The organism is Mycobacterium sp. 20KCMC460, assembly GCF_022179425.1.
Lineage (GTDB): Bacteria > Actinomycetota > Actinomycetes > Mycobacteriales > Mycobacteriaceae > Mycobacterium > Mycobacterium kiyosense.
The window spans coordinates 21,053-34,539 of the sequence record NZ_AP025525.1 but is presented as its reverse complement, the minus strand read 5'-3'; the positions used below and the strand labels follow the sequence as shown (position 1 = coordinate 34,539).

The 13,487-nt window shown below is 66.2% G+C and carries 7 protein-coding genes and 2 pseudogenes; 4 read left to right on the top strand and 5 right to left on the bottom strand.

Annotated elements, in window-relative coordinates:
• Positions 1-2: 2 nt before the first annotated feature.
• From mycP to MKCMC460_RS29180, 4 genes are read left to right on the top strand one after another with little or no spacing between them, the layout of a single operon-like run.
• Positions 3-1,703: a type VII secretion-associated serine protease mycosin gene (gene mycP / locus MKCMC460_RS29195; RefSeq protein ID WP_081656392.1), complete on the top strand. Its 1,701-nt coding sequence runs from the start codon at positions 3-5 to the stop codon at positions 1,701-1,703.
• Positions 1,703-3,295 (top strand): type VII secretion protein EccE, encoded by a 1,593-nt coding sequence (gene eccE, locus MKCMC460_RS29190; RefSeq protein ID WP_081656391.1) that lies wholly within the window; start codon positions 1,703-1,705, stop codon positions 3,293-3,295. The genes mycP and eccE overlap by 1 nt, the downstream gene beginning before the upstream one ends.
• 22 nt (positions 3,296-3,317) lie before the next feature.
• Positions 3,318-5,150, top strand: coding sequence for a type VII secretion AAA-ATPase EccA (eccA, locus tag MKCMC460_RS29185; protein WP_015388868.1), 1,833 nt, complete (start codon positions 3,318-3,320; stop codon positions 5,148-5,150).
• Between the two features lie 7 nt (positions 5,151-5,157).
• Positions 5,158-5,484 (top strand): hypothetical protein, encoded by a 327-nt coding sequence (locus MKCMC460_RS29180; protein ID WP_015388867.1) that lies wholly within the window; start codon positions 5,158-5,160, stop codon positions 5,482-5,484.
• Between the two features lie 152 nt (positions 5,485-5,636).
• On the opposite strand, the gene MKCMC460_RS29175 is transcribed toward MKCMC460_RS29180, so the two are convergent.
• The 5 genes and pseudogenes from MKCMC460_RS29175 to MKCMC460_RS29155 form a co-directional block, all read right to left on the bottom strand.
• Positions 5,637-7,319, bottom strand: a complete 1,683-nt coding sequence (locus MKCMC460_RS29175) for a hypothetical protein (protein ID WP_238306172.1) — start codon at positions 7,317-7,319, stop codon at positions 5,637-5,639.
• Positions 7,320-7,460: 141 nt separating this feature from the next.
• Positions 7,461-8,257: pseudogene (istB, locus tag MKCMC460_RS29170) on the bottom strand (IS21-like element helper ATPase IstB); the annotation flags it as partial.
• A pseudogene (gene istA, locus MKCMC460_RS29165) lies at positions 8,254-9,929 on the bottom strand (IS21 family transposase). The pseudogenes istB and istA, both read right to left, overlap by 4 nt.
• Positions 9,930-9,989: 60 nt before the next feature.
• On the bottom strand, positions 9,990-10,430 hold the full coding sequence (locus MKCMC460_RS29160) for a hypothetical protein (protein ID WP_238306171.1): 441 nt from the start codon (positions 10,428-10,430) through the stop codon (positions 9,990-9,992).
• Positions 10,427-13,444 carry an ATP-binding protein gene (locus MKCMC460_RS29155; protein WP_015388865.1) on the bottom strand — a complete coding sequence of 1,006 codons (3,018 nt, stop codon included), beginning with the start codon at positions 13,442-13,444 and terminating at the stop codon, positions 10,427-10,429. Before MKCMC460_RS29155 ends, MKCMC460_RS29160 begins: the two co-directional genes overlap by 4 nt.
• Positions 13,445-13,487: the final 43 nt, after the last annotated feature.

Below are 13,487 nucleotides of genomic sequence, written 5' to 3'. Positions count from 1 at the left end.
CGGTGAGTCGTGCACAAAAAGCCTGTGCGGCGGTATCGGCTGTCGCCGTGGTGGGGTTGACCGGGTTGTGGGGCGCCCCGGCTGCGGGGGCGGTGGAGCCCCCGCAGATTGATGTGGGCGCAACTCCGCCCGATGGGCCGCCGGGTCCGGATCAACCGATGCGCCAGGGTGCGTTTTGCCCGAAGGTGGGCACGCTGGCGGGTACGGACTATCGGGTGCAGCCGCATTACATGGACATGCTGGATTTGGCTGAGGCGTGGCGGTTTGGGCGCGGGGCGGGGCAGAAGGTGGCTGTGATCGACACCGGCGTCACCCCGCATCCGCGGCTGACCGACCTTGTCGGTGGCGGCGACTATGTGATGCCCGGCGATGGCTTGTCCGACTGTGATGCTCACGGGATGATCGTGGCCTCACTGATTGCGGCCCAGCCCGCCGATGGCAAGACGCCGCTGCCCCCGCCGCGCCAGGCCCGCCGTCCTGAGACGGTGCCCACTACCGAGGCGCCGCCGCCCCCGCCGCCACCGCAGACCGTGACGGTGCAGCTGCCGCCCCCGCCTCCGCCTCCACCCCCAGACGGGGCGAGCTGGCATCCTCGCGCGACTCCCACGGTGGTGCTGCCCGCCGGTCACCCGAAACTATCCCCGCAGAGTCCCGCGCCTGGTCCTGATGATCCGGTGCCACCCGCGCCGCCTGGCCCGCCGGAGCCCCCGCCGCCGCCGGCGCCGGCTGCGGACGGGTTTTCTGGTGTGGCCCCTGATGTGCAGATCATCTCCATCCGGCAAAGCTCAAAAGCGTTCTCTCCCAAGGACGCTTTCGCAGGCAACCAAGACCCGGCGACCCGGCGCAAGGCGGGCGATATCCGCACGATGGCTCGTGCGATCGTGCATGCGGCCAACATGGGTGCCACGGTGATCAACATTTCGGAGGTGTCGTGTATGAGCGCGACCGACGTGATTGATCAGCGCGACTTGGGCGCGGCGATTCACTACGCGGCCGTGGACCGCAACGCGGTGATCGTGGCCGCGGCCGGCAATGTCGGCAACGAAAGCGCTGCCATGGGCAACGACTGCAAACAGAATCCGATCTATAACCCGTTGAATCCCAACGATCCTCGCGATTGGGCGGGAGTGACCACGGTCGTTACTCCGGCGTGGTTTTCCGACTATGTGCTCACCGTCGGCGAGGTGGATGCCACCGGCGCTCCGCTGGACGGCAGCGTGGCCGGACCCTGGGTGTCGATCGCGGCGCCAGGCACTGACATCGAAAGCCTCTCACCGCGCGATGACGGGCTGATGAACGCGGTCGAGGGCAGCAAGAACACGCTGGTGCCGCAGTCGGGCACCTCGTTTTCAGCGGCGATCGTATCCGGCGTGGCCGCGCTGGTGCGCGCGAAGTATCCGCAGCTGACCGCCCATCAGGTGATCAACCGGCTGCTCTCAACCGCCCGGGCACCGGCGCGCGGGGTGGATAACCAGGTCGGGCACGGCATCGTCGACCCGGTAGCCGCCCTGACCTATGACCTGCCCCCCGGTGAACCTGTTGGGCCCCAACACCTGGCGGCACCCCTTGTGCTGGCCCCGCCCAAGGTGGGCCGCGACATGACCCCCGTGTGGGTAGCCGCCGCTGGTGTGGGCGGACTGGCGCTGGTGTGTTCGCTGGTGCTGGGCTCAGCAGCGCTGATGCGGCGACGAGGAGCGCGGTGATGAGGTCGACCTTCCCGTTAAGCGTGGCGGCCGGCTGGCCGCGCCTGGTGGCGCTGTTCGTCGTCGACGTCGCATTAGTGGCCACCGGGGCGGCCGTGGCGGGCCGCCCGGGCTGGTGGGCCGGCGCCGCGCTCGCCCTTGTGGTGTCGCTGCTGGCGTTGCTGCGTTGGCGCGGTGCAGCACTGTTGACGCTGGCGTGGCGATCAGTGAGCAAACGGCACGTAGCTGATCTGCCGGACGGCGAGCTGGCCGACTACGAGCGCCACTTCGGCTCAGGGCGGGTCGGAATCCGTGCTGTGGGGCCACATTTGGTGGCGGTGGTGGCCGTCGACGGGCCACCACACAGTCCCTCGGCGCTCGATTATTCCCGGGTCGAGTCGATGACGAAGCTGCCGCTTGAGGCGGTGGCCGCCGGGCTGGAACAGTTCGATGTCACCTTAGAAGGCATCGACATCGTCAGCGCTGGGGTGCGCCGGGCATCCAAAAGCCACCACCCGTATGCCCCGGTGTATTCAGGGGCGGTGGGTGATCATCCCGCGGTCGGGCAGCGCCGCACCTGGCTGGTCGTGCGCCTGGACGCGCTGGCCAGTGCGCGGGCGATCGTGTGGCGCGAGTCTGTGGCGGCCACAATGAGCGCGGCCGCCGAATGGCTGGCCGCAGAACTGACCAGCCTGCGTATCCCGGCGCGGGTGTTGACCGCGGCCCAGATCCGCTCCGCCGATGAGGCGCTGCTGGCCGGGATCGACCCGAACGGATTGACGCCAGGGTGGAGCCGGCTGCGTCACGCCGGCGGCTACGTGCAGACCTATTGGATGTCGCCACGCGACATTTCGAGCACCACGATTGACCGGCTGTGGGCGCCGGAGACCGATGCCACGGTGGTCTCGATCCAGGTGCGCCGCGCCGATACCGGCGCTACGGCCGTGGGGGTGATGGTGCGCTATCACAGCGGCGGGCCGCTGGCTGAGCCGCCGCTGACCGGGCTGAACCCGTTTGTGGGTCGTCATGACGCCGGGCTGCGCGCCGGGCTGTTGAGCGCGGGCAATGGCGGGCTGGCGGTGCCGGCGCGCGAACTGGCGGCCAACGAAAAGGTGGCGGTACCGATCGGCGCAACGGGCATCATCGTTGGCACGCTTCCCAGCGGTCACCCGCTGCTGGTCGACCTCAGTGATCCGACTGAGCTGGCCACCGTGACAATCTGCGGCGAGTTCGCCTTGCTGGTGCAGGTGTCATTGCGTGCGGCCGCAACCGGATACCAGGTGCTGGTCTGCACGCAGCGGCCCGGGCGGTGGCGTCAGGTCATTGCGGCCGGGTTGCAGGTGGTCGACGCGGCCGGGCTGGTCGAGCAGTTGCCGGCCTCGCAGTACCCGTATGTGATCGTCTACGACGAGGTGGCGGGCTCGGTGCCGGCGGGGGCGGCCGTCACGGTGCGCACCGTGGACAAGCGGTCGGCCAGCGGCGCTGACATCCATATCGAACAGGAAGGCCCGGGTGCGGCGGTGATCCGCACGTGGGCGTTTCAGCATCGGCTCCGGATCAACCTCGATTATGAGCGCCGCTTGCTCGAGGCCGGCCCCCGGCGGGCCGCCTAACCGGTTAGATTCGTAGCTGATCATGACAGGTATTGAGGCAGAATCCCCGGCTCGCAGCGCCTTTCGCCGCGGCCTGTTGGCATCGGGCATCGGCGTGGACGGTCTGGTGCCCAGCCATAACCGCCAGGTGGCCGCCGACATGTTCCGCACGGTCACCCGGGCCGACCCGGGCGTGTGTGACGGCTGGATGGGCCGGGTACTCGCCGGTGAAGACAGCGTGGAAGTACTGGCCGGAGGCTGGGCAGCCGCAGAAACCTTCGGCCGGGAGATCCGCCGGCTGGGGGTGTTGGGCGCAGACTTTCGCCCGCTGGTGTTCGACGGCCTGTTTTTGCAGTTGCCGATCGGCTCAGCGGATGCCCTGCGTTGCGCATACGCGACCGTGTTGATCCGGGAAGCCAACTACAGCCAAGCCCACGAGCTGCTGAGCTCGGCGACCAAGCCGACCGATCCGTTTGACGCCGACATGCACACCTACGCCTGCGGGCTGTTGCATTTCCGAACCCAACGCTGGAGCGATGTGCTGCGCCTGTTCCCGGTCGACAAACGTTGGTATCGGCCCGAGTACGAATGCGCGGCCACCGCGATGGCCACCACAGCGCTAGCGTCGCTGGGGGTATTCGAGGATGCGTTTCGCCGCGGCGACAAAGCTGCCCGCGATGACCGCGTACCACCGGCGGCCACGGTGATCCTCTACACCCAAGCGATGTGTCTTCGTCACTTGGGCCGCGAGGACGAGGCCGCCCAGCTGCTGCGCCGCGTCTATTCCCGCGACCCGAAATTCGCCCCCGCCCGCGAAGCGATCGACGACCCGAGCCGACGCCTGGTGCTGACCGACCCAGAAACCATCGAGGCCCGCACCGACCCGTGGGACCCCGCGAGCGCCCCGAGCCGACTAGAGGCCGAAACTGCCCGCGACGCCGAAAAGGCCTCGGAGTATCTGGCCGAAGGGCAAGCCGAGCTGGACGCCATGCTGGGCATGGAGACGGCCAAACGAGAAATCAAACGCATCCGCTCGACCACGAAGGTCAATCTGGCCCGCACCAAGGTCGGGTTGCGGGTGCCGGTCACCTCTCGACACACCCTGCTGCTGGGCCCGCCGGGAACCGGAAAGACCTCTGTCGCACGGGCTTTCACCAAGCAGCTGTGCGGCCTGAAGGTGCTGCGCAAACCGCTGGTGGTGGAGACCAGCCGCGCCAAACTGCTGGGCCGCTACATGGCTGATGCGGAAAAGAACACCGAAGAGATGCTCGAAGGAGCCCTCGGTGGGGCGGTGTTCTTCGACGAGATGCACACCTTGCATGAGCGCGGCTACTCCACCGGCGACCCCTACGGCAACGCGATCATCAACACGCTGCTGCTGTATATGGAGAATCACCGCGACGAACTGGTGGTGTTCGGGGCAGGCTACGCCAAAGCCACCGAGCGGATGCTAGAGGTGAATCAAGGTCTGCGACGACGGTTTTCGACCGTGATCGAGTTCCACAGTTACACCCCGCCAGAGTTGATCGAACTGACCAAGCTGATGGTGGCTGAAGATGAGGACGTGACCACCGATGAGGCCGTTGAAGTCCTGCGCCCGGACTTCGAGAAGTTCTATGCCGATGAAAGTCTCACCGCTGAAGGCGATTTGATCCGCGGCATAGACGTATTGGGCAACGCCGGGTTTGTGCGCAACGTGGTGGAAAAGGCCCGCGATCACCGCAACGACCGCCTGGATACCACCGAGCTCGATGAGCTGCTGGCCAGCGACGACGTCGACGTCACCGACGCGCAGCTGCAGCGCCTGCGAGAGCTCACCCGCGAGGACCTCGCCGAGGGCCTACGTGCAGCCGTGTCCGAAAAGCGTTCAGAATAGGCACGTTATGAACGATTCAGACCAGCTGATGCTGCTGTTCCTGGCGATCCTCGTGATGTTCGGAGCGCTTTACGTGGCCTACCGTGTCATCTATTTCATCATCGAGGACGTGTGGCTAACCAAGCGACTACGCGAGCAACAGCGCGTGCAGGAAATCCGCGCAGCTCAACAGCACACCGAAATGCTGGCCGAGCTGCGCGAGTTCGGCCTGTGTGAAGAGGATCTCGATCGCCCCCACGAAGAGATCGCTGCCAGGGTCACCTACGCCGCCGGGCTGCACCGCCAAGCCGCCGAAGGACTCGGGCGCGTGGGCAGGGTCGCTGCGGCCAGTTGATCCACATCAACCCAGGGCAAGCAGCGCGCTCTCGTCTGCTCGTTGCGCTACGGTGAAACGGCCTTACACTCCACCGATATGGACTATGTGGAGAGCACGCGCTCACCGCCTCATACTAGAGGGGCTGCGCCACAATCGATTTCGGTCTCTCGTCAATGTGTGGGACGGCCCTTGACGGGGGTGCTGTCCTCGTCGACGTCGACTCTGTCCGGCTGTGGGCGCGTACTGGGGCGCTGCGGCTCATCTGGCGGAGAGGCTGGGTTGGCGCGCTGGTTCGTGGGGCGCGCGGGGCTGCCGCCCCGGCCGGGGGCTGGGGTTGGCGCTGGTTGGGCGCCGGCAGGCGCCGCGGGACCACCTTGGGGCGAAGAGTTGGGGGCGCCGGCCGGAGGGCTGGGTTGCTGTGCACCAGTAGAGCTGTGGTCGCGGTGGCGGCGCTGAGTGACGTGACCGGCGACGGCGGCCGCAGCAACGGCCTCGGGCGCCACGACGGCGGTGGCGGCCTCACCGGCCATCATGGCCCCATCGGCGGCGGCCGCCGTCCCGCCGGCGGTGGAGGAGGCCGTTGCGTCAGCGGCGGCGGGGGCCTGTGGTGCTGGGGTTTGTTGAGAGGCGCGCCCGGGTGAGGGTGGGCGTCCGCCGGGTGGGCGGCCGTTGACTGGGGGGCCGGTGAGGGGCTGGTCGGGCTCGTCGGGGGTATCGGAGGAGTCGTCGTCGGGTTTTTTGGCCCATGGTGCGCGCGAGTTGAGGTCTTTGGCTCGGTCGTAGGCGTCTTGTCCGCGTTGGTATCCTTCGCGGCCGCGGTGGACGAGTTCACTGATGGTGTGGGTGAAATCTTGGCGGGTGTGATCGCCGAGTTCGCGTTTGAGCCACCAGAACACGCCGATGGCGACTGCGGAGATGATGGCGATCATGAACAGCCGCGCGAGTGGGTGGGTCATGCCGACCTGGTCGGCGTAGCCGCCGCGGGCGCCCATTTTGAGCACGATCATGGCCGCGAGGGAGATGTAGGTGGTGTAGGCGAATACCAGGGCGGCGTGTTTGAAGAACATGGTGATGCGGCGCGCGGCGCGCCGGCGCGGGTGGCCGTGGATCATGGCGGGTGCGGCGGCCACGATGGACATCAGGGCGTTGACGAAGGCCGCGCAGCACACCATGACGTAGCTGTAGGTGACGTAGCAGACGAAGAACGCGAAGACGGCGCCCAGGAGGCCGTAGCAGGCGCCAAGGGCGAGGTTGGCGCCGCTGAGGTGTTGGGCGAAGGACAGGGCTTGGGGTGCGCCGCAGGAGGCCATGGCGTGGGCGGGTCCGGCGAGGTCGCCGTCGTTGGGTGGGGTGAGCATGGCAGCGGTGTAGGCACCCCCGCAGGTGCCGATGTTATCGACGGTGGTGCCGAAGTTCATCAGCTGTAACGGCATTCGCAAGGTGGTGTCGGCGATGAGGCCGGTGAGGTGTTGGAGCTGGGCCTGGCCGCCGCCGCTAGTGATGGTGCCGTTGGCGAAGGCTGCTTGGGAGATGCTGAAGCCGAGGTTGCGTCCTTGGGTCAGTAGCCCGTTTTCGCTATAGAGGTCGGACAGCGGGTCGCGGGTGAGCACGATGCCCAGGATGCCAACGGCGATGGTGGACACCATGATTCCGGCGCCGAAGCCTTTGCGACCATGCCACAGGATGTGGAAGGCGCCGACTGAGACACCGAGCAGCAGGCAGATGGGGAAGACCCACAGGTCGGCAAGGATCACCCGGATTGTCTCGAAGACCGGCCGAAACCAGGTGGCCAGCCACACCAGCCACGTGTTGGACATGGCGAACCGCAGCAGCCACAGCGACATGGCGATCATGAAGATGTAGATCCCGGCTTGGGCTTGCAGCAGTTCGATCTCTCTATGTCAACCTGACTCAGGACCACTGTGACGGCTTGATTCGGGACCACCTCGGCGAGGAGGTGGTGGCTCAGGCGTCTTCGTAGGCTGTGATCGCGAGCTGCTACCGCGGGTATGGCTGAGCCGGTATGAGGTGGTGCCGGTTTCGATGATGGTGCCGTGGAAGGTGAGTCGGTCGACGATCGCGGCGCAGAGTCGGGGTCGGTGAAGGTTTTGGTCCAGCCGGAGAAACTCTCGTTGGATGCGATGGCTACTGACGCCTTTTCCTCGCGTTCAGTGAGTACTTGGAACAGCAACTCCGCGCCCCGGCGGTCGAGTTCCATGTAGCCGAGTTCGTCGATACATAAAAGATCGACGCGGCCGTAGCGGGCGATCGTGCGGGCGAGTTGCTTTTCATCGGCGGCCTCGACGAGTTCGTTGACCAGTTTGGTCGCCAGTGTGTAGCGGACGCGGAAGCCTTGCTCGGCGGCGGCGGTGCCCACACCAATGAGCAGGTGGGACTTGCCGGTGCCCGAGTCGCCGATCAGGCAGAGCGGGTCGCCTCGGCGTATCCAATCGCCTTGGGCGACGGTATGTACGGTGGCGGCGTTGATGTTTGGGTTGGCGTCGAAATCGAAGTCGCCGAACCATTTCTGACGTGGAAACCCGGCCGCTGCGACTCGCCGCAAGGTGGATCGGCGGTCCCGGTCATCGCATTCGGCCAGGAGCAGTTCGGCGAGGAAGCCGTGGTAGGTGAGCTGTTCACGCTCGGCGACTTTCACTGCTTCGTCGATCACCGCACGCACGGTCGGCAACCGCAGGCGTCGGCATGCGGAATCGACGGCGGCTTGGGCCGCTTGTGGGGTCATCCCGCGTTGGCGGCGCAGGGTGTTGGTGACTTTCGTGGCCGTGCTCATGATCCAGTCGTTCCTTCCATTCCGTCACCGGGTGGCGGTGTTGGGGGTCTGCGTTGGAGCAGCTCGTCGTAGGCCGCGACGTCAGGCAGCGGCCGGGTGTCGGTGGCAGGCCGGCGATCACGGTCGCTGGATCAGCCAGGCGGCGCTGGGTCAGACTGACGACCCGGTAATCGACGGTATTGGCATGGTTACCGGCGTGACGGTCTGATTCGAGACCACCACCGGCGGCATGCAGGCGTGCTTCGACCGCGACCACATCCGCTGAAACGGCACCGACCGACAGGGCGGCGTGGATCCCGGCGATCACATCGGTAGCGCGCATGCTGCGGTGCAGCAGCAGCACGTCGATTAGCGAGCGAGTCCCGCCAGCATCGCCGTCGACGCGGCGGGCCTGCTGCCAGAACGCCTCGTGCGCTGCGGTGAAAGTGCCGGCGGCGCGGGCCTGAGCAAGCGCGGTGGAGCCGGGCAACGCGCCGGGTTTGCAGTGCAACACCTCCAGATAGTGGTCGAGGTTGATCGATTGCCCGTTGCGGGTCGTGACGCGTTCATGGCGTGCGGCGATAGTGCGGCCGTCGAAGACGACCAACTCCGAGGCCCGCAGCGACACCCTGACTTTGCGTCCGATCAACCGGGCGGGAACCGAGTACTTCGCCGACCGCGCCGTGATCAGCGCCGACCGGTCCACCCGTGGATGCAGCACCAGCCCCGGGTCGAACCGCTCGGCAGGCAGAGCGGCGAGATGTTCTCGTTCGGTCTGGAAGTCCTGGCCCACGGCGTGCAGCCGGCCGGTGACCCGCCGATGATCCTCACGTGCTTCGCAGCGGCGGATGTAGTCGTTGAGCTCTGACAGCGAGTCCACTTCCGGCATGGGCGTGAGCCAGGTGCGGCGGAAACGTCCGATCTCGCCCTCGACTCCGCCTTTCTCGTGGGCGCCTTTCACTCCCGGCTGGCAGTAGAACGGGTCGAACCCGTAGAACGATCTGAACAGCACCCACCGGTCGTTCTCGACCCTGCCCCGACCGCGGCCGAACACCACCGAGGTGACCGCAGACTTCAAGTTGTCGTAGCGGATATGGCGCACCGGGATGCCGCCGATCACGTCGAATGCTTCGATGTGGCCTTCGAGGAACGCCTCCTGCGACTGAGTCGCATACACCCGATGGACTGCCTTGCCGGACATCGACATTCGGAAAACGAACATGTAGCAGCGGGTTCTGACACCAGCGAGGATGACGTGAACCTCGCCGAAATCAACCTCAGCTTCAGCGCCGGGCGGGTGTTCCTGCGGCACGAACGCTTCCTGCGCCTGCTTACCGGACTCGGCGATGATCTCCGCACGACGGACCCGGACATAGTCACGCACCGACGAATACGACACATCCTCAACGCCGTGTTCATCGGCCAGACGATTGCAAATCCTTGTCGCAGTGTGGCGTTGCTTGCGGGGCGCATCCAGATCGGTCCGCAGCATCGCATCAATCGCAGGTTTGAGCGGGCCCAGTTTCGGCGACTCCCGCACCGGTGTCTTCCGCCTCGGCGGCTCCGGATTCGCCAACGCGTGCCGGACCGTATCCCGGCCAACCTTGTACTTACGAGCAAGCGCCCGAATACCCAAACCCTCGACCCGGGCGTCCCTACGTATCTGGGCGAACAGCTCCACACGACTTCCCATCCGGAACCCTCCGACAGCGAGCCAATAATCGACACGCCAACCGTCGAGGGTGGTCCTGAATCAAACCGTCACAACACACCGGTCTGAAAGAAGGTGGTCCTGAATCAGGCCGTCACACCGGTCCTGAATCAAACTGTCATAGCCATCGATCACGCCGTCATGGGTCATGCCGGTGGTGACGGCGTTGGCCAGCCAGCGGGCCCAGCTCGACGGGTCCCAGCTAAGGCCAGGTCCTGCTTTGGTGATGGCTTCGGTCGTGCTGACCACGGACAGGTAGTAGTTGCCCACGGGGACGCCGTGGCTGTCGGTGACCCCGGTCCAGTTCAGTGCACCGGCCAGGGTGGAGGCGGCCGCGGGTGGGGCGGCTCCGATCGCGGCGGTAGCCAGGGTGTGGGTGATGAGCCAGAAGGTGGTGACGCGCCGCAGGTGCGGGCGGGTGGCCATCTGGTAGCCGAGGTATTCGGCGGCGCGCTGGCTGAATGTTGTTGGCGCGGTAGTCATGCCACACGCTCGGGGGTGGTGTCGTAGGCGTCGTGCACGGCACGCCCGGGGGTGGTGTCGTAGGCGTGGTGCACGGCGGCGTCGGGTTCGGTGGCTACCCAGATGGGCGATTTGCGGCGGAACTCGTCGACGAAGAATCCGTAGCCTTGCCGCGCGCCGCGGTTGGGCCCGGCGGCGGAGTCAACCTCGTCGAAGGCGGTGGGGTCGCGCATCTCATCCGGGGAGGGCTGAGCGAGGAAGAATTCTTCGATGTCGGGGTAGTCGTCGAGGCGGATGCCGACTTTGGCGGCGACTTGGCGTGCCAGGTCTTCGTTTTCAAACGGCATGATCAGTTGCTGGGTGATGAACTCATCACCCATGAGCGCGAGGTCTTTGATGGGATTTTGGGTGATGATCAACAACCCTGTGTAGTGCTTGCGAGCTTGGCGGCTGATCAGGTGTGCGTCGTCGGCGCCGGCGCGGGAGTTGAGTAGGGCGGAGGCTTCTTCGAGGACGATGAGCCCAAACCGGGTGCTGTCGGCGAAAAATGTCACTCTGGCTAGCCTCACGAGCATGCCGTAGATGGCCACGGAGGCGCGTTTGCGGTCGGAGAGCTGTTCGTAGAGGTGCGGGGTGTTCATCTCTTTGGCGGTGGGCAGATCGAGGCTGCCGGTGAGCCAGATCGTGACGTCGAGTCTGGCCAGGTCGGGCACGGGCAGCGTGTCGTCGAAGATGGCTCGGGTGAAGGCGTGGCTGGCCCAGGATTGCAGGGCGGCAAGGATGGGGGCGAGGTCGTCGGCGAGTCTGACGACTTGGGGGGCGCGATTGTCGGGCCCGGTCGAGGGGGCCTGGATGTGGCTGATGTATTTCATGAGCGCTGCGGTGCTGGTGATGTCGAGCGCGGCAGCGACGTCGGCCTGCAGGATGGCGCGCAGGCGGCGCACTCCAACGCTGCGTGGGTCGAGGCTCATCATGGGAACCATGTAGTCCAGCCAGTAGCCGCCGGCGACGTTGGCGGGGAAAACCCGGAGGGGGTCGCAGCTGAACTGGTTGCCGGCCATGTCGATGACGGCTTTGTTGTCGACATCGGCGAGGGCTTTTTCCCACTCGGTGCCGGGGTCGACGATGAATGCTTGTGCGCCGCGTTGGATTTCGCCGCGGGTGATGCGTTTGGCGGCATAGGATTTGCCGTAGCCCAGCGCGCCGCTGCACACCAGGCAGGGGTTGCGGTTGCGACGCGCGGCGGCGGGCAGGTCGAGCAGCACGGCGCTGTTGAGGGCGTTGTTTCTGTTGAATCCCAATAGGATTCCGGTGCTGTTGCCGACCATGGATGAGGTGAACGGCACGAAGCGTGACCATTTTTTGGTGGTGGTGGGTTGGGTGAATTGGTCGACGGTGGTTTTGTGGGCGGGGGCGGCGGGGTTGAAGGCTGCCCAGAGTTTGGTTTGGGCGCCGCGGTAGTGGCGGATGGCGATTTGGCCAGATTGGGTGAGTTCTTCGCGGAGGCGTTTGACGCTGTAGTCCAGGGTGTGTTGATCGGGGGCGCCGACTGCGATGACGAAGGCGGCGTGCAGGGGCCGTTCGTCGATGTTGGCTTCGAGCTGGCGGTTGTATTCGGCGAGTTGGCGCCAGGTGGCGATGAGTTCGGCGTCGCCGTTGCGGACGTCGCGGCGCTGGGTGAATTGGTCGTCGATGTTGCCTTTGGCGCGGTCGTTGCGCACGAATTCCATTTCGCGGCTTACGGTTACGAGGTTGACGGCGAAGTCGAAGGTGGCGCCGGTGTCGAGGTCGTCGAGGGCTTGCAGAAATTCTGATCCGGGGAACACGATGCCGGCCTTGGGCATGTCGACGACTGGCAGGATCGCTTGGTAGCTGTCGGGATACGCGCCTTCTGGACTGGAGACTCGCAGGGTTTTGCTCCATGAGGGGATGCGGCGGAGGCCGGCGGTCCACGCAAGCAGCGCTGCGGCGGACAAGACGGCGAAGGGGGCTGCTAGCGGGAGTCCGACCAGGAGGCCGGCCGCGACGGCAGCGACGGCGAGTCCGGCTGCGATGAGATGCAGCGGCAGGAGGCGGCCGCCGCGATGGTGTTGGTCGCCGTCGTCGAAAACCGCGGCGGGCAGCGCGGCGGTGTCGAGCTGGTCTGTGGTAGCAAGGCGGGGTAGGGGGTTGTTGAACACTCCGCGCCAAGCGTTGTGGCGCCAGAACCAGTCGATCATGTCCGCACTGACCGGTTGAGGCGCGAACTGCTCGGGAATGGCGGTGATGATGTCGTGGGCGAGGCGCTGGTAGGCGGCCACCGAGTCGTCGGAGTCTTTGTCGCGCCCGATTACCCAGTCGCGCAGTTTGGCGGCTTGACCTGCAGGGCTGTGCCCGGCGCGGCCGGCGTCGACGGGCATGGCCAGCCAGTAGATGCGGGTGCGGGGGTGGTGGTCCTTGAGGACGGGCTTCATCCGCTGGCAGGAGTTGACCCAGCCGGGCTTGTCGCGGTGACCATCAACCATGGCGCGGAGCAGCTGGCGCTGGTTTTGGGGTACAGAGAGCCCGAATACCCAGGTGCCGGCGGGGACTTCGCGGGCCAGGGCTTGGTGACTGTCGGCCACGCCGGTGCGGCGTTTGGTGGATTGCAGGTAGTAGGGCAATCCACTGATCAGGTAGTGGGCGTAGATACCGTGGGCGGTGAAGCTCAGGTTGCCGATCACGGTGCGCGGCGGTGTCAGCAGCGGGTCGCTGGCGGTGCTGGCCAGGGTGGGGCGCAGGGCGCGCCAGGCGGTGGCAATGCGGAAGCGCAGGTTGGGCCGCTGACGGGGGATCAGTGCCGCGGCCCCGGCGGTGGCGGCGGTGAGCAGCAGGCCGTAGATCAAGATGGCGCGGGCGTGCCCGGAATCCAGCGCGAGGATGGTGAGCGCGACAGTGAGGGCGGTGCCGCCGTAGAGGCTGACCGCCACCCAGAGCCGCAGCGGCTTTTTGAACAGGATGTCGGTGTAGACCGGGGTGTCGTGGACGCCTTTGAATAGTTGCGCTGATTCGGTCACGGGTTATTTTCCTCGCGCGTTGTGACCGCGAAACCGGGTCGCC